The organism is Bifidobacterium dentium JCM 1195 = DSM 20436 (assembly GCF_001042595.1).
Classification (GTDB): Bacteria; Actinomycetota; Actinomycetes; order Actinomycetales; family Bifidobacteriaceae; genus Bifidobacterium; species Bifidobacterium dentium.
On record NZ_AP012326.1, the window covers coordinates 2,434,791 to 2,454,134 of the forward strand.

16 protein-coding genes and 1 riboswitch are annotated in these 19,344 nt (G+C 57.1%); of the genes, 3 read left to right on the top strand and 13 right to left on the bottom strand.

Annotation, left to right across the window (positions count from 1 at the left end; translation table 11 throughout):
- Positions 1-68: 68 nt before the first annotated feature.
- Entirely contained in the window at positions 69-1,100 is a 1,032-nt protein-coding gene (locus tag BBDE_RS10150) for a LacI family DNA-binding transcriptional regulator (RefSeq protein ID WP_003838320.1), read from the bottom strand.
- A gap of 181 nt (positions 1,101-1,281) precedes the next feature.
- Between BBDE_RS10150 and BBDE_RS10155 the strand changes: the two genes are divergently transcribed.
- A complete protein-coding gene (locus tag BBDE_RS10155; protein WP_003838318.1) occupies positions 1,282-2,073 on the top strand; it encodes a TetR/AcrR family transcriptional regulator in 792 nt (263 codons plus the stop codon).
- Positions 2,074-2,105: 32 nt separating this feature from the next.
- Here BBDE_RS10155 and BBDE_RS10160 read toward each other — a convergent pair whose 3' ends face one another.
- From BBDE_RS10160 to BBDE_RS10185, 6 genes are read right to left on the bottom strand one after another with little or no spacing between them, the layout of a single operon-like run.
- Positions 2,106-3,458 (bottom strand): NAD-dependent succinate-semialdehyde dehydrogenase, encoded by a 1,353-nt coding sequence (locus BBDE_RS10160; RefSeq protein WP_003838316.1) that lies wholly within the window; start codon positions 3,456-3,458, stop codon positions 2,106-2,108.
- An 18-nt stretch (positions 3,459-3,476) separates the two neighbouring features.
- Positions 3,477-4,268 carry an ABC transporter permease gene (locus BBDE_RS10165; protein WP_012902573.1) on the bottom strand — a complete coding sequence of 264 codons (792 nt, stop codon included), beginning with the start codon at positions 4,266-4,268 and terminating at the stop codon, positions 3,477-3,479.
- Positions 4,269-4,283: 15 nt separating this feature from the next.
- A complete protein-coding gene (locus BBDE_RS11495) occupies positions 4,284-4,667 on the bottom strand; it encodes an ABC transporter permease (RefSeq protein WP_197540851.1) in 384 nt (127 codons plus the stop codon).
- The gene (locus BBDE_RS10175) at positions 4,552-5,160 is read right to left on the bottom strand and encodes an ABC transporter permease (RefSeq protein ID WP_012902574.1); all 609 of its coding nucleotides are present in this window, start codon (positions 5,158-5,160) and stop codon (positions 4,552-4,554) included. The genes BBDE_RS11495 and BBDE_RS10175 overlap by 116 nt, the downstream gene beginning before the upstream one ends.
- A gap of 5 nt (positions 5,161-5,165) precedes the next feature.
- Positions 5,166-6,365, bottom strand: coding sequence for an ABC transporter substrate-binding protein (locus BBDE_RS10180; RefSeq protein ID WP_012902575.1), 1,200 nt, complete (start codon positions 6,363-6,365; stop codon positions 5,166-5,168).
- Positions 6,366-6,401: 36 nt separating this feature from the next.
- Complete coding sequence (locus BBDE_RS10185; protein WP_003838305.1) at positions 6,402-7,406, bottom strand: ABC transporter ATP-binding protein; 1,005 nt, start codon at positions 7,404-7,406, stop codon at positions 6,402-6,404.
- A gap of 141 nt (positions 7,407-7,547) precedes the next feature.
- Here BBDE_RS10185 and BBDE_RS10190 point away from each other — a divergent pair, with 141 nt between their 5' ends.
- Positions 7,548-9,038: a GntR family transcriptional regulator gene (locus BBDE_RS10190; protein ID WP_003838303.1), complete on the top strand. Its 1,491-nt coding sequence runs from the start codon at positions 7,548-7,550 to the stop codon at positions 9,036-9,038.
- Between the two features lie 218 nt (positions 9,039-9,256).
- Here BBDE_RS10190 and BBDE_RS10195 read toward each other — a convergent pair whose 3' ends face one another.
- The 3 genes from BBDE_RS10195 to gabT all read right to left on the bottom strand — a co-directional run bounded on the left by BBDE_RS10195 (position 9,257) and on the right by gabT (position 12,938).
- Positions 9,257-9,958 (bottom strand): TenA family protein, encoded by a 702-nt coding sequence (locus tag BBDE_RS10195; protein WP_003843746.1) that lies wholly within the window; start codon positions 9,956-9,958, stop codon positions 9,257-9,259.
- 61 nt (positions 9,959-10,019) lie between these two features.
- Positions 10,020-10,122: riboswitch (TPP riboswitch) on the bottom strand.
- A gap of 219 nt (positions 10,123-10,341) precedes the next feature.
- Positions 10,342-11,481, bottom strand: a complete 1,140-nt coding sequence (locus BBDE_RS10200; RefSeq protein WP_003838301.1) for a 4-hydroxybutyrate dehydrogenase — start codon at positions 11,479-11,481, stop codon at positions 10,342-10,344.
- Positions 11,482-11,603: 122 nt separating this feature from the next.
- The gene (gene gabT / locus BBDE_RS10205; protein WP_003838299.1) at positions 11,604-12,938 is read right to left on the bottom strand and encodes a 4-aminobutyrate--2-oxoglutarate transaminase; all 1,335 of its coding nucleotides are present in this window, start codon (positions 12,936-12,938) and stop codon (positions 11,604-11,606) included.
- A gap of 148 nt (positions 12,939-13,086) precedes the next feature.
- Between gabT and BBDE_RS10210 the strand changes: the two genes are divergently transcribed.
- Positions 13,087-14,721, top strand: coding sequence for a PucR family transcriptional regulator (locus BBDE_RS10210; RefSeq protein ID WP_003838296.1), 1,635 nt, complete (start codon positions 13,087-13,089; stop codon positions 14,719-14,721).
- 33 nt (positions 14,722-14,754) lie between these two features.
- Here BBDE_RS10210 and BBDE_RS10215 read toward each other — a convergent pair whose 3' ends face one another.
- The 3 genes from BBDE_RS10215 to BBDE_RS10225 all read right to left on the bottom strand — a co-directional run bounded on the left by BBDE_RS10215 (position 14,755) and on the right by BBDE_RS10225 (position 19,341).
- Entirely contained in the window at positions 14,755-15,666 is a 912-nt protein-coding gene (locus BBDE_RS10215) for an ROK family protein (protein ID WP_003843775.1), read from the bottom strand.
- 79 nt (positions 15,667-15,745) lie between these two features.
- Complete coding sequence (locus tag BBDE_RS10220) at positions 15,746-17,773, bottom strand: beta-galactosidase (RefSeq protein WP_003838292.1); 2,028 nt, start codon at positions 17,771-17,773, stop codon at positions 15,746-15,748.
- A gap of 56 nt (positions 17,774-17,829) precedes the next feature.
- Positions 17,830-19,341 (bottom strand): glycoside hydrolase family 43 protein, encoded by a 1,512-nt coding sequence (locus tag BBDE_RS10225; RefSeq protein ID WP_003838290.1) that lies wholly within the window; start codon positions 19,339-19,341, stop codon positions 17,830-17,832.
- Between the last annotated feature and the right edge of the window lie 3 nt (positions 19,342-19,344).

Below are 19,344 nucleotides of genomic sequence, written 5' to 3' on the forward strand. Positions count from 1 at the left end.
GACAATTTTCGACAAAAAAGCTTGCGGCACATTCGATTGCGCCGCCTTCCTTCACGGGCAGAGAAATATCACACGCCTTTCGAAACGTCATGCACCGAACCTCGACTCAAATACTTCACCTCAATCAGCTCCTTTGTCCCCTGCTCGGACATCCGACGCTTCCCCTCGATGATCTCCATCAACACATCCACCGCACGGGCACAGGTGGCGTATGGCCTCAGCGGAATCTCATCAAGCGGTGGATTCATCACTGACGCCTGACCGAAGGCACCCAACTGGATGACGGAGATATCCTTCGGAATGTCATAACCACGCGATTGCAAGGCCGACTTGAGATTCGACATCGCGATTAATCCAACTTGCCCGAGCACCGCAGTTATCCGCGGATCCGAAGCAAAGGCCCTTTCAACCACACATTCCATCTCATCAGCGTCACCGGTATCGATTACATCGCACGTCAGCCGCATACCGGCCTTCTCAGCACAGATCCGCACCGAATCACGCGTACGGATCAGAAAGTTCACGCCCTGCTCGTATGCATGGGAGTTCGCACCGAGAAACAGTACATGACGATGCCCGGCCTTCATCAGTTTTTGTACCGCCATCTCCCCCATCTGCTCGAAATCCAAATCCACCGCATAGACTCCATCCAAATCGTCAGGGCATCCAATCGATGCGACTGGCACCCGGGATGTCTTCGCCGCGCGGGCACGCGGGTCGCTCATAGCAACATCCAACAGCAGTACTCCATCCACCAAACCGGAGTCGGACATGCGCACCAAATCCTCATTCTCATCCTCACCCATCAGCAACAACACGTCATAGCCATAATGGCGCAGGCGACGGGCCACCCCGAAAAAGAACGGCGACCAATCGCCATATGCCGTCTCGTCACTCATCGGAGAACTCAGCGCGACGAGCCGCGTTCTTTCCCCACGCAGCATGCGGGCACCGGCATTGGGAAAATAGTTCAGCTCGCGGGCGGCCTGCATCACCTTGATCTTGGTTTCATTCCGCACCGAACGCTTGCCACTCATCACATACGAAACCGTACTGATGGAGACCCCCGCGCGCACCGCAACATCTTTGATTCCCGCCATCAACACCCCTTATCACGAGATGGTCATCATCCATGATGCCGTAAGCATACTGTCCTACAAAATTTGTAGTCTTGTCTTGCGTAGATTTTCAAGTATTTCGACGGATTTCGGATATAATCAAAAGAATTGACGAATGCGTCATCCGGCAATCTTCGCGCCATTTTGCAAAGGAGGAGGGGCAATGAGCGTTGCAGCGTGGTCTCAGTTTTTGGAAGCCCAATCCGGCTCTGGCCCGGACACCTCCAGCACCAGCATCACCGCACGTGACACCACGTCAAAGAAAACCTTTGAAAAACGCAAGCGCATGAGTCAGGAAGAGCGGCATCTGCAGATTCTGCAGGCCGCAGCCAAGATCATCGCCATCAAAGGGTTCTGGGGTATGTCGCTGCAGGATATCTCAGACGAGCTCGGCATCACCGAAGCCGCACTCTACCACTACATCTCCTCGAAAGACGATCTGCTCAACATGGTGCTTTCCGAAGGCTATGACACTCCGGATGCAGATGAATACAATGCCGTGACCGCTGCGGTGATCGACGCTGACGGACATCGCGTCTACTATTATCCCCGATATTGCCTGAACATCGTTCGCTATAACCTGCAGCGTCCGGAAATGGTGCAACTCTATTCCGTACTCAACGGTGAGGCGCTCAGCCCGGAACACCCGGCACACAGCTTCTTCATCGGCCGCCATATGCGCAACTGGGAAATGATCTGCTCCATGAATTGGATACTGCCGGAGTACGTCGACGAGGAGCGCTTCTACGACCTGTACACGCTTGCCATGAGCGCGATGGACGGTCTGCAGTACCGCTGGCTGGGCGACGATTCAATGAACCTGCTTGAGCAGTGGATTTCGATTTCCGACATCATCTTCCCGCCGAGCGAATGGGCCGGATACACCGATCCGAGCGAATACGAGAGCGCCAGCGCAGGTTGCCTGCTACCGAAGACGCTTTCGGCACGGCAGTAGGCAACCTGCTTGGATGGGTTTCAGCGGCTTGGCTAGAACCTACCCGGAGTGGAGGTGCTGATGAGTTTGAGGTTAACGAATTCGTTGATCCCCAACGCTCCCAGTTCACGCCCATAGCCCGAATTCTTCACACCGCCAAACGGCAGCTCGCAGGAATCAGCACCGACTTCATTGATGTAGGTCATACCGGTTTCCAGAGCGTTAGCCACACGTTCACCCTGTTCAGGATCGGTGGTGAAGACATATGAGCCAAGACCGTACACCGTATCGTTGGCGACTTTCACGGCTTCGGTCTCATCTTTCACACGGTAGAACTGCGCCACCGGTCCGAAGAACTCCTCATACCGCGCCGGAGATTCTTCAGGAATATCCGTAAGAATAGCTGGGCGGAAATAAGCCCCGTCATTCACACCGTCTCCCAATGCCAATGTGGCGCCCGATTCAACGGCCTCGCGCACCTGTTCGGCGAGATGCTTGGCAGCGGCCTTGGAACACAACGGCGCCAACTCAAGCTTTTCGGATGCTTTGGCAAACTTACTGAGGAACTCGTCATACAGAGAATCCACAACAATGAAACGCTTCGCGCCATTGCAGATCTGCCCGCAATTCTCATACCGTCCCCCGATGGCAGCTGCGACGGTGGCATCCATATCATCAGTGCTCAGCAAAATGAACGGATCGGAACCGCCAAGCTCACATACCACCTTCTTCAGCGCAGCCCCCGCTTCAGAGGCGATAGCCACCCCGGCACGCTCGGAACCTGTCAGGCTTATGCCGCGAACACGATGATCTGCAATAACGGCCGCAGACTGTTCGTTGGTGATGTACAGATTGGTGAACGCACCGTTCGGGAAGCCCGCATCCAGGAAGATCCGCTCCATGGCCGCCGAGGATTTCGGGCACAGGGAAGCATGCTTAAGCAGAATGGTGTTGCCGAGCATAAGATTCGGCGCCGCAAATCGGGCAACCTGATAGTACGGGTAGTTCCACGGCATGACACCGAACAACGGGCCTATCGGCAACTTGCGGATTACGGCCGAGCCTTCGGCCTCGCGTTGAATCGGAGCATCTTCAAGGAAGGACTCGCCGTTATCCGCGTAATAACGGTAAATCGCACCGGAAAACTCCACTTCGGCCAAGCATTCTTCGGGAAGCTTGCCCATTTCGTGATGAATGATGTCCGCCAGTTCTTCCTTGCGTTCCTCATACAGATCAGCGACCCTTCGCAGCAACGCGGAACGCTCCGCCTTGCTTGAGGTTCGCCCCCACTGCTCGAACGCAATCTGAGCCCCATCGAGCGCGGTTTCCACCTGCTCGTCGGAATAAGTGGCAAAGGTCTCCTCCACCTCGCCGGTCGCGGGGTTTGTTACCGCATAATGCGACATGACTTGCTCCTTCTGCTATTAGTCGATATCCGATGTAACCCGTTGTGATAGCCACAACGGCACCAGGGAAATGACCACCATGATTACCGCGACCACGGAAACGACCGGGGCCTGATGAGGGCGGAACATGTTGTTCATGATCCAGATCGGCAGCGTGGTGATATCTTGCCCGGCAGTGAACGTCGTCACCACTATTTCGTCGAAACTTAACGCGAACGCCAACAGACCGCCAGCAAACAGTGAGGATTTGATACGAGGGAAAGTGACCAGCCTGAATGTCGTCCAGACACCGGCGCCCAAGTCGGCGGAAGCCTCTTCCGTGTGCTGTCCGAGCTGCCCAAGACGGGCAAACACGTTGTTGTAGACCGTAACGATGGTGAATGTCACATGCGCGACAATCAACGTGAACATCGATAGTTTGATACCCACCATGGTGGTGAAAGCATTATTCAATGCGATACCAGTGACGATGCCCGGCAAAGCGATCGGCAGAATGACCAGCATATTGATTGCGCTTTTGCCGAAGAAGTCGTATCGCTGCAATGCAAGCGCGCACAGCGTGCCAAGAATCAGCGAGACGATGGTGGCGACGATTGCCACGCCGAAGCTGGTCAGCGCCGCACTCAGCAATCCTGCCGAATGGAATGCCCTCCCCCACCATTCGAACGTGACGGAACGCACAGGCCATGCCAAAGTGGCATCGCCATTCACCGAATTGATCAGCACCACAGCCAGTGGCGCGTAGATGAACAGCAGCACAATGCCTGCGGCGATGCCGAACAACACTTTTGTGGATTTCTTCAATTCCATTGCCACACCTCCTGACTACAGACGTTTCAGAGCACCGGTACGGCTGACCAACATGAGATACACGCCGATGATGATGATCGGAATGAGCGCACAGGCGGCAGCCATCGGGGAATTGTTGGCGACGCCGACATCGGTGTAGATGATATTGCCTAGAACCTGTGTTTTTCCTCCTACGATGCCGGCCACAATGTAGTCACCCAACGACAGCGAGAAACTGAAGATGGAACCGGCGACCACACCCGGCACAATCATTGGCAGCAGTACTTTGCGAATGGTAACGCCACTACGTGCACCTAAGTCGCTCGACGCTTCCAACAAGGATTCGGGAACCTGCTCGAACGCCGTGTAGATTGGGGTGATCACGTAGGGAAGCCACAGATAGACCTCCACAAGAATCACCGCGAACAAACCATATCCGGGCGAGTGGCCGCCGAATGGCCGCAAATATCATGTCAAGCACACCCGAACCGGACAACACCGATCTCCAAGCATATGCTTTGACGAGATAGCCAGCCCATAACGGCGTAGAGACGAGTATCACCAACAACTTGCGCACGCGTGGCGACGCCATCCGCGCCATGTAGAAGGCAATCGGGAACGCCAGAACGATGTCGATGACCGTCGCCAACACCGCGATGAACAATGTACGTTCGGTCACCGTAAGGTACAGGCTATCGGTAAACGCCTGGATGAGGTTATCGAAGGTCCAAGTCATCTCCACCGCGCCGGTGTACTCGTTGACTGACCACAGTGCCGTGATGAGCAAGGCAATCAAGGCGACGACGTACACCAACGCCATCCAACCGACCGGCAGAACGAGTAATGCCCAACGATGCAGTGTCGGATGATTGTAGAGGAACGAGGAAACAGGCTTTTTCGCTCGCTGTTTCATGATGGTCAGCCCTTGATTTCCTGCCAGGCCTTGGTCCACTCGGTATAATCGGTGCACTTGACGTCCGTACGACCGTCGATGCACTGCTTGATCGGAGTGTTCCAGTACCAGATCTTCTTCTCGAACTCCTCATCTCCGGCATGATAAACATCGCAGAATTTACCGTCGGAAGCATACTGGCAGGCATTCTTGTTGGCCGGAGCCTCACCGAAGTATTCAGTGGCCTGAGCATTGGCCTTCGGACTATCGATATAATCCAACCACTTATAGGCGCAGGTGGTGTGTTTGGTCTTGGAAGAAATCATCCACGTATCGCTCCATCCGGTAACGCCTTCGGATGGAGTGGTGATACCGAACTTTGAAGAGTCAAGTTGGTTGTACACCACCTGCCAACCGGTGCCAACCACAGTGTCACCGCTCTGGAAGGCCTGGGCAAGCTTAAGAGAATCGGACCAGTACTCGCCAACGTTCTCATTCTGCTCCTTGAGCAGATCAACCGCGGCCTGAAGTTGATCCTCGTCTAGGGCATACGGATTCTTGATCTTCAGTTCAGGCTTATGGGCCATCAGATAGATCGCCGCATCGGCGATGTAGATCGGGGAATCATATGCAGTAACCTTGCCGCTGAATTGGCTGGCTTTGGACTGGTTAAACACCACGTCCCAGGAAGTCGGTTCCTTGGAGAAATCAGACTTGTTGTACATCAGCAAATTCGCGCCGTAACCGTGGGGCACGCCATAGCTCTTGCCGTCCACCGTGTTGAAATCACGGTTCTTCAAGAAACTGTACACATCCTTGTAATTGGGGATGAGATCGGTATTAACAGGCTGCACCAGCCCACTGTTGATCAGTCGTAGTGTAAGGTCGCCTGATGCCGCGACCACATCGTACTTGTCCGATGTCTTGATGAGGTTGTACGCCTCATCACTGGTGCCGTAGGTCTTCGACGTCACCTGACAACCGGTATCCTGCTCGAACTCGGATACCCAATCCACATCCGGATCGTCGGAACCGTCTTCCACGTAGCCCGGCCATGCCAGGATCGAGACTTCACCTTCCGCTTCGCCGAGTTTTTGCACGGCCGTACCGCCATTCGTGCTGCTTCCCGCGCTTGTCGCGCCACAACCCGTCATCGCGATGACACCTGCGGCTGCGAATACCAGGGCCGTGGCCCGCTTGATGATGTGTTTGTTGTTCTTGCTCATGATGCTTCCTCTCTTTCGCATCGATCCACTGCGGAATCAGTGCTCCTCCAGTAGAATCTGATCGTTCTTACGCCATGCGAGTCTGATGTTCTCCCCCCTCTCCGGTACCGTCTCGCCTACAGGACGTACGACCGTGAATGTTTCACGAGTCGCGAGCTTGATAAGAATTCGATATTCCGTACCCAAGTAGATGCAATCAGTCACCTGTCCCTCGACCGTGACCATATCGGGATCGTCGTCAGCATCGACGAAGACGATACGTTCCGGACGTACGGTATAGCTACCGGCAGAGAACCCGTTCGCCATAACAATCGTTTCCGGAATGAAATTCATTGTTCCCACAAAGCTCGCAACAAAACTGTTCGCCGGATGATTGTAGATCTCCGCCGGAGTGCCTATCTGCTGCACGCGACCCTTGTTGAAGACCGCGATTCGGTCGCTCATCACCATGGCCTCCTGTTGATCATGGGTGACGAATACGAAGGTAATGTGCAGGTCTCGCTGCAGTTGCTTGAGCTCCACCTGCATCTGCTGGCGCAGTTTCATATCCAATGCCGACAGCGGCTCGTCAAGCAACAGCACCTTTGGTTCAAGCACCAACGCTCGGGCCAGGGCCACGCGCTGCTGCTGTCCTCCGGAAAGCTCCCTTGGTTTGTTATTCGCTTTGGAATCGAGCTGTACCAGATCGAGCATCTTGTGGGCGCGATCGTAACGTTCCGCATGATCGACCCCATGCACCTTCAGACCGTACGCCACGTTGTCAACGACGCTCATATGCGGGAACAGCGCATAGTCCTGGAACACGGTATTCACGTTGCGCTCGAACGGAGCCTTGTCAGTCACATTCTCCCCGGCGAGTTCAATGGTTCCGCTGGTCGGCTTCTCGAATCCTGCGATGAGACGAAGCGTTGTGGTCTTTCCTGAACCGGAGGGGCCGAGCATGGAGAAAAACTCGCCTTCCCTAATGGACATATCAAGATTGTCAATGGCAAGGAAAGAGCCGAATCTTTTGGTGACGTCAGTAATTGTAATTGCGTCCATTATAAACCTTCCTTTTTATCATTTGAATCATATAGTTTTATATGTTTAAAAAATGTGGCTCGCATATTACATGGAAGAAAACACCATAAACTTCCCGAAATCATTGCTACACTGCTAGATATGAATACACCCCTTGGCCGTATGAGCATCTTTCAACCGCTAGACGAGACCACCAAGGCGGAACTTATCACGGAACGCCTGACTCAGGCCATCGAATCGGGAATGCTGAAAAACGGGGAAAAGCTCCCCGGAGAGAGCGAGATGGCCCACATGTTCGCAGTCTCCCCCATCACCACACGCGAGGCATTGGAACAGCTACGTTCCGAAGATCTGGTGGAGACCAGAAGAGGACGTGACGGCGGAAGTTTCATCACATCAAGTCCGTCACGTAACATCCAGCGTCTGGAATCCAATCTGTTGAGCATGCCTACCATGGAGATCAAGGATCATCGCGCACTATATATCGCACTGGTGTCAAGCTCGGCACGGCTAGCCACCGAAGAGGCGTCCGCACGCGAAAGAAATGCCATTCTGGAAGCCATTCAATCCCTGGTCAATGATCTGGAAACCGCAGGAACGGAAAATGACAACTATCTCACGCATGGTCATCATGAAATGCAGCTGCATATCGAAATCGCAGCGGCAACCACATCACCGCACTTGGTGAATTCCCTGATAGACCTGCAAGACAAACTCAAGCATCTGCTCTGGCTCCGTTTTGCAGACAAAGAGCAAATCGACTTTCTGGCAAAGCAATACAAGTACGCGGCACACCTGCTTTCCACCAATCAGGATCAGCTCTTCGAACGGCGCATCACCGACATCATCAAGGTCGGTTTTTCATGGCTGGTCGAACGTAAACTCGCCCTACAGCAGCAGCACGTCGAAAACACGCTATCGCCGACCACTCCCATTGAGGTGTCCCACCAGATTCACGACCTGTTCAACGTCTACGCAAAGACGCTACATGATTGGGAGATGGAGATCACCAGGCAGACCGCGCACTCCATTATCAACAAGCAAGAGTTCGATTCACTCGCCGAACGCCTCACACATCCCGCCTTGGAACAGGATCGCAGAATCATCGGTGCGGGTCTGATTCCCTCCCCGGATTTTCTGCCCGATGCTCCATGGCACTCCTGTTGGTGGACCTCACGTTGGAATCAAACTAATCAGGCAACAATCCGTCCATTGCGCATTTCCGACAATCCCCAGTCGGCATCGTTCTACAATTTCACTGTCCAAGACTGGTGGACCGGCCCGAAGAACACCGACGGACTGCACATCACCGGTCCATATATCGACTACATCTGCTCCAACGAATTCACCCTGACTCTCAGCCGCCCCTTCTATGTGGACCACCACTTCGCAGGCGTGGCCGGTTTGGACCTCAGCGCCGCCACCTTAGAACATGAAGTATGCGAACAGCTGCTTCGGCTCGACCGTCCCGCCGCACTTATCAGTCATGAACAACGTGTGCTGGCTTCCACCAACACATCATTACTATGCGGTGATCTGGTAGCAGATCTCAACAATACACACGCCAAAGCCACCATCGATTGCGGCGCGCTGGCCCCCTCAAACGCGACTACAAGCAAGAAGCAGGAATCCTTGATCATGCTCATGTTCTGAGTAATGTAGCGGAAGGCTAGTTCCGCCGACACCATGACGCTGGCCTTCCATTTTACCTGTGAATCTCGTAGCATCCCAAGAAAATCAGTACATCCGGACTGCTGTGGGGCCACCGGCCCGATGGCCCCACAGCAGTCCGGGTGGATTCCGCGCATATCAGAACACGTTGCATCTCATATACGCTACCCACTGAAACCGATACAGGATGTCCCGCAGAATCAGTCCTGTGGGTAGGAATCGTCGAAGAAGCGGCGTTCCAGATGCACGATGGTGCGGAATACCTCGGCTTCCGGACCGTCGATGGAGCAGTATTCGTTGACCAGCGCGATGAGATCGCCGACCCATTTGCGGAAATGCGCGCCTTCGTGCAGGTCGACCCATCCCTTGTGTGCCGGGACCTGTTGCACGACCCCGGCGTCGACCGTGCGCTTGGCCCATGCGAGATACAGCCATTCCATGCAGCAGATCGCGGTGATCAGTTCCGGCCAGCTCTTATCGGACAACGTATCGAGGTACGCACCGTAATCTCTGTTCGCCTGGGTCTGTTCGGTGTCGTCATACTCCTGCTGGCTGACGTGGTAGGCCTCGAGGAAATGCTGGAAATACGTGGCCTCGTTGTCCGCGAACCATTGCGACTGGGCGGCGAGCATGTCCTTGGTTTCCTGACGCGGAGCCAACTTGATGAGCCGGGCCATCATGCCGTTGTTGTAGAACTTGAAATCCTGAATCAAATATGATTTCAATATCTCTTCCGGCAGGGTGTCATCCAACAGCTCGTTGACGAAACGCGAGTTGATGGCTTCTCGCCAATCCTCGGTATTCAGCATGTACATCCGGTCGGCGACGGAGTCCGACTCCGCGCCCAACCAAGCGTAGTCGCCGCGCGCCGGCTCCAGCGCTTCGGGTACGTGAATGGTCATGATTTTCCTTTCCTTAGTGATGCCGCCGACGGATGCACCGCCTACGACATGCATAAAGGCACGGGAAACAAGAGAGACGTCCGTGCGCCGGCATTACCCGGTATACGTTCAAACGGTCGAAGCGGATGCTTCCTCTCAGCCTTGCGGCCCCCGTGTCTGTGCCCGATAATACACGGGCATATGCGCCCTTATGCCGGAATTTCACATACCGGCCAGCAGAATCCCATTGCGATCATGTGAACGGGAATGATCAACCTTACGTTGAAAACCGAAGTGGTGCCATCCCCGGTACCCCCAGTAGGGAGCCCAAGAAAACGGCACCACCTCGAAATCAATCCGCCTCTGTACACGCTACGGACGTATCACGCCGCAACCCAAGAAAATCAGTACAGCTCCTTGAAGATCTTGAGCACGCGATCGTAATCGAGCGGCACGAAGCAGTTCTTCATGAGTCGCTCCTGCGTCTTGATCACGCGATCGGCGAATTCCGGCAGATCCTGTTCGGTCACACCGTACTCATGCAGCGCCTTCTTCGGCAACAGCTTGTTGATAAGCGTCTCCAGCGCATCATACACATCGGCCACGTCACAGCAGAGAATGTCGGCGATGAACTGGTTCATCTTAAGGATCTCGCCTTCCGGCTTGATCTCCATATAGTTGCGTAGCACGCCGGTGAACATGGCGTAGTTGGATTCGCCGTGGGGCACATGATATTTTCCGCCCAGCTGATAGCTCAGCGCATGCACGGCAGCGCACCCGCCGGTATCGAAGCTGATGCCCGCATAGTCGGAGGCGATCAGGAAGTCGCGCATCAGTTCGTTGCGCTTGGCGCGGCGCTCCGGCGAACCGGCGGGACCGGCTTCGGCAACGGCCTTATAGCCGGAGATGATCATCTTCATGGCCTCATAGCCGAACATGCGCGTGTATGGCGTGGAGTTCGGCGAAAGCGTGGATTCCACGGAGTGCACGAGCGCGTCGAGCGAGCTGGTGGCGAACACGTGATCGGGCAGTCCGTAGAGCAGCTCCGGCACGAGCACGGCATCGTCGGCGAACATCTCAGGGCCTGCGATTCCGGCCTTGCAACCTAGGCGCGTACGATTGATGGCCGCGATTTCGGTGACCTCCGAACCGGTGCCGCAAGTGGTCGGCACGAGCACGAAGCGTACGGAGCGCTTGAAGTCGGGCAGATGGTCGATTACGTCGTCGATGGAGGCACCACCGGCCACCGCCACGACCTTCGACATGTCCATGACGGCACCGCCGCCGACTGCCACGATGCGGTCATAGTCGAATTTGCCCGCATCCGCGATGAATTCGTCGATCATCACATCGGTCGGCTCCTGCGCGCCGTACTTGTCGACAAGAATCACGTTCGCACCGTTTGCATACGGTTCCAGGAACTGCTTGTAGATCACTTCGATGCTGACCAGCAGGTCCTTCGGTCCGAGTTCGAACGATGCGAAGAATTCCTTGACCGTATCGTAGGTGTAGATGTTGTCGGGTCCGACCGTCAACAGTTTCATGATGCGTCCTTTCCAAAACGTTGGCTGCAACCGCGCCCATTCCGGCGATTGCAGCCAACTCTATGCCTGTTTGCTTGAGGGTTCGTTATCGGCGATTTCGCTCGCCCGCAACGATTGCGTACTTACTTGGCGCTTTCCTCGACGATGATCTCCTTGAGTACCGCCAGCGCTTCGTTCAGCTCGTCATCGGTGATGACCAGCGGCGGCAGCAAGCGGATTACGTTGCCGTTGATGCCGCAGGTCAGCATGATCAGACCTTCTTGGATGGTGCGCTTGGCGATGCGGCCGACCAGCTCCTTATTCGGCTCCATGGTGCCCGGCTTGACGAATTCGACACCGATCATGGCGCCGCGGCCGCGTACTTCGGCCACCGCCGGCACTTCGTCGACCAGCGGACCGAGTACGGATTCGACGACCTCACCGATATGTGCGGCCTTTGCCGGCAGATCCTGCTCCTCCATAATGCCGATTGCCGCAAGAGAAGCGGCGCAGGAAACCGGGTTACCGCCGTAGGTGCCGCCGATGCCGCCGGGCTGCACGGCGTCCATGATCTCGGCGCGACCGGTCACGGCCGCAATCGGCATGCCGCCGCCGAGTGCCTTGGCAGTGGTGATCAGGTCAGGAACGACGCCGTCGTACTCGCAGGCGAACCATTTGCCAGAGCGGCAGAAGCCTGCCTGAATCTCGTCGGAGATGTACAGCACGTCATGCGCGTGAGCCCATTCGGCCAATCCAGACAGGAAGCCTTCGGCCGGCACGATGAAGCCGCCTTCGCCCTGAATCGGTTCGGCGATCACGGCGGCCACGTTGGCGGAGCCGACCAGCAGCTCGATCTTGGCGGCGGCGGCCTTCGCGGCGGCCGCACCGTCCGCACCGAAGTCGTCGCGCAACGGATAGGAGAACGGTACGCGGAAGACGTCGGGGGCGAACGCACCGAAGCCCTGCTTGTACGGCATGGACTTGGTGGTCATGGCCATGGTCAGGTTGGTGCGGCCGTGGAACGCATTCTCCATCACTACGATGGCGGAGCGGCCGGTGTACTTGCGGGCGATCTTGATGGCGTTCTCAACGGCTTCGGCGCCGGAGTTGACCAGTACGCTCTTCTTGGCAAAGTCGCCCGGAGTGTGTTCGTCGAGCTTCTTGCACACCTCGATGTAGTTGGCGTACGGGGTGGTGGCGAAGTTGGTGTGGGTGAGCTTAGCCACTTCCTCCTGCACGGCCGCGACGACTTCCGGCGCGCAGTTGCCGACACCGGTCACGGCGATGCCAGAGGCAAGGTCGATGAAGCGGTTGCCGTCCACGTCGGTGATGGTGGAGCCGCTTGCGGTCTCGGCGAACACCGGCATGCCCTGGCCGACGCCGGCGCTGACATAGCGGGTATGTTCGGCCTTGAGGGCTTCGGACTTCGGGCCCGGAATGGCGGTGACGATCTTGCGTGCTACCTGTGGGACTGACATGATGGCTTCCTTTCGATCCGTTCCTCATCACTGTTGGTTGTCACGTTAGAAAGTTTGCCCATAATTTGTTATAGACGAGTTGTCGAAAATATCGTCAAAATATAGACGAATCCGTTATGATTCGCTGTCGGCCGGCTAATCTGAAGCCATGGCGATTACCGTACGCAATCTGCTTGAGCAACGCTCCCTCAACTTACGACTGGCTGTGGAAGGTTCCGGCGCGACGCTGGACTCCCCCATCTCATGGGTGCAGGTATCCGAATCAGCCGACCCAACCACATATCTGGAGGGCGGCGAGCTGTTACTGACCACTGGTCTGGTAATGCCGGACGGCACGCCCGACGCGGCTCATCGAGAATATGCCTCCCGTCTTGCGGAGATTGGCGCACGTGGAGTCGGATTCGGTTTGGGCATCCAGCATGAACATGTGCCGCAATGGCTCATCTATCAATGCGAAGCGGTCGGCCTGCCCTTGTTTACAGTGCCATTGGCGACACCGTTCATCGCCATCTCCAAAACTATCGCGCGCGGCATCTCCGATGATACGCATCGCAACGTGGAACGAATGTACCGCAATCAGCAACGGCTGCTCCGTAGCGTGCATTCGCTCGATCCGGTGAGCACGATCATCTCGCGTCTGGCCGAACTGATCGGCGGCTGGACCGCACTGCTCAATCCGGCGGGCGGCATCATTGAATCTTCCCATCACACGCTGCCGGTCGACATGGACTCCTTAAGCGACGTGCTCGCGTTCAGCGTACTCGGCGAGGCGAAGTTCACGGTGGCGAAAGGCTACGACATTGCGATTTTTCATGTGGCCTCTCCCAACCGACAGACACTGGGCTATCTGGTCGCGGGTCGTAAAGGCGAGCGCGGCGCCATCGACCATCCGTTGGTGGCGGAAGCCGCTTCACTGTTGTCTTTGGCCGTGAACAGCGAAGCGGCATCCAATCGTGCGCTCACGCACCTGCGCTCCAGCATGACCAGGCTGTGCCTGGAAGGCGAATCGCAATCGGTGCGTCGTTTCGCGGACGACGTATGGAACGGGCTGCCGGTGCAACCGTTGGCCGTATTGCGCATTATCGGACAGCAGGATGCGTTGGAGGATGCCGGCCGGCTGTTCGAGCCGTTCCGACGTACGGTGGCGAAGAACGACAATCGTGTGGTGTTCGGCATTGTGGACGGCGATATGTGGGCGATCGTGTCGCAATCGAATGCGGCGATGTGGACGCAGCAGCTGACCCGCACGGGTCGACTGACCGTGAGCCAATCCTCAGGTGCGACCTGGATCGATATGCCCCGTGCGCGACATGAGGCATATCAGGCGGGCGCGGAGGCACTGACCAGCGGCAAGGCGCTGGTACAGTACGGCGACGGCGAGGGCGGTGCGACGCTGGAAGGCGTGGTGGAGCCGTCGCTGATGCGTGCGTTCGCGGATCTCAAACTCGCGCCGATTGCGAATCTCACGTTCGACCTATCAACCGGACCGCACACCAAGGCGGGAACGGCACGAACGACGGAAGCCGCACCAGCAACGGAATCGTCAAGCGACGAAACGGATTCAGGCACGCAGGTACGTGCCATCGACGTACTGTGGGCATGGCTGCAAAGCCGCGGCAGGACCGAAGAGGCCGCGCGGATGGCCGGCATGCATCGGCATACGCTGACCAAATATCTGGGAGTCATCGGCAAGGAGCTGGGTGCCGATCTGAACGATCCGGGCACTACCGCGGAACTGTGGTACGCATGCCGGTTCTCACGGTTTGGCGGCACGCTGAAGTGACATTCGGAGCACAACGGCGTTGCACGGCGGCAATCAGCGAATCGGCACTTTCTCCAAGCCATCGACTTCGGTTTCGAAGGCGTAGTAGGCTCCGATCAGGCCGGCGTTGTTGGTGTGGCGGCAACGCTTCACGGACGTGCGGAACGAATCCCATGCTGGAATCTTGTCAAGTGCCGCATTGACCAACGGCAACAGCTGCTGCTCACGGCAGACGCCTCCGCCCAACAGCACGCATTCGGGATCGGCGACCGCGGTAATGTTGAACACGGCAATGGCAAGATAGTCGATCCATTGATCCACGATTTTGCGCACATGCGGGTCATCCAGCTTGTGGAACAACGTCGCCGGCACGATGGACCCGGAAGGCACGTCCAATTCCTCCGCATAGCTTTCGGCCAGCACGATGGTGGACAGATAGTTTTGCAGGGTCTGAAACCCTCCGTTTTCATAATTCGGAATCATCATACCGAGCTCGCCGGCGCGCCAATCCTTGCCGCGTCGAATCTTGCCGTCAAGGAACAGGGCGCCGCCGACGCCGGAATCGATGGTGATCAGCGCGAAATCATCGAGCTTGACGGCATTGCCACTGAGTTTCTCCGCCATCGCAGCACAATTCGCATCGTTTTCCATCCATGTCGGCACCGGATTATCGAGATATTTCTGCAGCTCTTTGCCGATTTCATGCTTATACAGCATGCCAAGCGCGCCAGCGGTGACGGCCAGCTGCCTGTCGATATCGATGAATCCGGGCATGCTCATGGCGATGCCGTCGAGCGGGAAACGTTGGTTGTTGGCGATGTGCGCGAGTGCCCGATAGAAGGATTCCGCACTGTCCACCGGCGTCGCGATAGTGCCGGGGATGCCCATACGGCCGTCTTCGAAGACCACATAACGGGTGAAGAACGTGCCGATTTCGAACGCCAGAATATGCTTCTTCGCCGTCATTTCGTCATCTAACCCGTCTATATTCGCCCAATGGTGCTTCTTCATTGTAGAACCATCCCCGACACTCGCGCACACCCACCTATAGTTTGATGACGTTGACGCCGTACGGCCTGAGTTCGATCGCATCGTCGATGCGGCCGCCCGACAGCAGCTCCTCACCGCCGTTGAGTTCGCTGACGCACAGGCGCTTGTCGGTGTTGCCGTTGTTGATGAGGAACGCATAGCGTGTACCGTCATCGGCGTAGCGCACCGACAGACTCACGTCTTCCGGGGTGCCGATCGACCCCAAGCCCAGTTCGCTCACGATTGATGCCATGAAGGCGTTCATGCCGGTTTCGTCGAGCGGAGTGCCGACGAAGTAGGCCTTGCCGGAGCCGAAATCGTTGACGGTGAGCGCAGAATGGCCTGCGTAGAATTCACTGCCACCATAGGTGGCGAGACGCCTGGCACCCTCACGGTGGATGATGCTTGCCACGATTTCGCCTTTGGCGTCGACCATATCGCCATGCACCTCGATGGTCTCGCTGGGAGCGAGTGCGTCGATTTCCTCGATCCATACGCCCATGAGCTTGCGCAGCTTGCCCGGATAGCCTCCCGGCACCACCAGATCATGCTCGTCATGGATGCCAGCCATATAGCCGGTGATGAAGTTGCCGCCATCGGAGACATAGGCTTCCAGCGTTTCGGCAACGCCCGGCAGCACGGTGATCAGCGCGGGGGCGATGACCAGATCGTACTTCTTGAGCTCATTGAGCGGCATGGTGCTTTCGATCATGTCGACCGGCACGTTGCGGCGCCACAGTGCGCGGTAGAAACGGTGCACTTCGTTCGGATATGAGAAACCGGCGGTCGGGCCGACGCAGCCTTCGAGCGACCAGTAGCTCTGCCAATCGAACATGATGGCGACTTTCGCGTGGATCTCGGAGCCCATGATGCGCTTGCCGATGCGGGCCAGCTCGTCGCCGAGCGCCGCAGTCTCCTTGAACACGCGGGAATCTTCGGTGCCATCGTGCGCGATGACCGCGCCATGGAAGCGTTCGCAGCCGCCGATGGACTGCTTCATCTGGAAGAACTGCACGGTGTCGGCACCATGCGCCACGGCCTGCCAGCTGAGTTTTCGCACTTCACCGGGGCGCTTGACCTTGCAGAACGGGAACCAGTTCTGCTGGTTCGGAGTCTGCTCCATGAGCATGAACGGCTTGTTGCCGCCGATGCCGCGCATGAGGTCGTGGCACATGGCGGTGAAGCTCGACGGAGTGTCCATGCCCGGGTAGTTGTCCCAGCTGACCACGTCCATCTCCTTGGCCCATTCAAAGTAGTCGAGATCCTTGAACGTGCCCATGAGGTTGGTGGTGATCGGCGTGACGGCATCGTATTCACGAATCGCGTCACGTTCGTTCTTGTAGCATGCGAGCTGCGCCTGGCTTTGGAAGCGACGATAGTCCATCTGCAGGCCGGAGACCACGCATTTGGCGTCGCCGATGCCATCGCCATAGCTGACGGGTGGCACCACGTCGGCCCATTCGGTGATGGTGTGGCTCCAGAAGTTGGCGCACCACGCCTGGTTGAGCGCTTCGACGGTGCCATACTTGGCCTTGAGCCATGCACGGAAGGATTCCGCACACTGGTCGCAATAGCACAGGCCGCCGCCTCCGCCGTATTCGTTGCACACATGCCAGTTCACCAGACCCGGAGTGCCGGTGTAGCGTTCGGCCACATGTGCGGCGAGCGCGCGGGACGCTTCGCGGAAGTACGGCGAGGTCGGGCAGAAGTTGTGTCGGCCTCCGAACACGTGGCGAGTGCCGTTCTGTTCGGTGCGGATTACTTCAGGGTGCAGGCGCACCATCCAGCCGGGCAGGGCCGCGGTGCCGGTGGCCATCACGATGTTGAAATCGTGTTTGACGAGCAGCGCAACGATCTTGTCGAGCATGGTGAAGTCGTAGCGGTCTTCGGCCGGCTGCAGCAGCGCCCACGAGAACACGTTGATGGTGACTTCGTTGATATGGGCGTCTTCGAGCATTTCGATGTCATGCTCCCAAGTCTCCTCCGGCCACTGTTCCGGGTTCCAATCGCCGCCGAACAGGAAGTGGTCATAAATCGGCTTCATCTGGTTCTCCTTCTTCAGACTGAATCTTGTATGTGTTCACTTGGCAACAGCTGCCGTTACTCATCGGCGACGCCACTGCCTGCCTGATAGTGCACTTCGTTGAAATCGACGACGCCGTCACCATGCGCATAGACGCCAAGCAGGATTCCGGTGAATCCTCCGGCGTTGGTGAAGCTCAGCACTTTGCCGGGAGCATTGCCGAGCGTGGTTTCGTCGGAAGCAGTGCCGACGGCGAAAGTGTAGCCGTAATCGTCACCTCGGACGATCAGTCGTACCGGTCCGCCCGCTGGCACATGCACACCACCGACCCGTGATATCAGACCCGCATTGTGTACGGTTGCATCGATCGCGACGGTATCGGCTTCGGCGGCATGCACTGCGATGGTCATATAGTGGTTGGCATTCGCGTAAATCGCGATGCCGGCCGTTCCGGAGACAAGTTGCGTCGGATCGGCGATGGTCGCCGTGAATGCACAACGGAAATCGGTCTGCCGTGTGCCGATCATCGGCGCTCCCACCTCCAAACCGAAATCCTGCCGCGCGGCCGTGACGGTGATATGCGAGCCCGCATCGTTCATCGTAAAGCGATGCGCCTTGTCGATGCTCGGTGTGATCCATGCGATCTCATGCTCCAGGGCCTCGCCGCAACCGTCGAGAGGGCAATCGTAGGACTGGTCGGCAAGATCGGGCCAACCGTCCTTCCACGTGAACCACACTCCATACGGCTCACGGCCAAGCCAGCCTTGGGCAGGATACTCGTCGTTGTTGCGCGTGCCATGGAACACCATCAAGGTTCGATCGGCATCGAAATGGGCGCAATCGCAGTGGCCGATGGCCTGCAGGGTCAAATGTGTGCTGCGGTTGGTGATTAGCGGATTGCCCGGATACATCTCGTACGGCCCAGTCGGACTGGACGAGCGGGCGATGTTCTCCATGTGCCCGGATTCCGTGCCGCCTTCGGCCCACATAAGATAGTATGTGCCACCGCGCTTGTACATGTGCGGGCCTTCCGGATTCGATCCGGTGATGCCCCCGCAGATGCGCTGACGTTTGGTCAGCACGGTTCCTGTGGCGACATCGATGCGTGACAGATAGATTCCCGCGGGTTCGCGTTCACCGTCGTCATCCGGCTCGGAACCTTCGTTGCCGCAGATGTAGACCGAACCGTCGTCATCAAAGAACAGACTGGGATCGATGCCCGGCCATCCCTCCACCCAGATCGGATCGGACCATCCGTTATGCGGATCGTCGGTGGTGAGGATCATGTTGCCTTTGTTGACGTTGGTGACGATCAGATAGTATCGGCCGTCATGGTAGCGCAACGTCGGCGCGTAGATGCCTTGGCTGTTGCCCATGGATTCATAGGGGAACTGGGACTCTCTGTCCATTGCGTTGCCGATACGCCGCCAATGCTCGCCGTCGGCGCTTTCGAACACGGGCAGTCCCGGAAAGAATTCGAAGGAACTGTTGACCATGTAATACGTACCCTGAGGGGTTTCGCAGATGGTCGGATCCGGATGGAAACCTGACGCGATACGCTTGGCTTCGGTTACGTTGAAAAGGGTCATTGC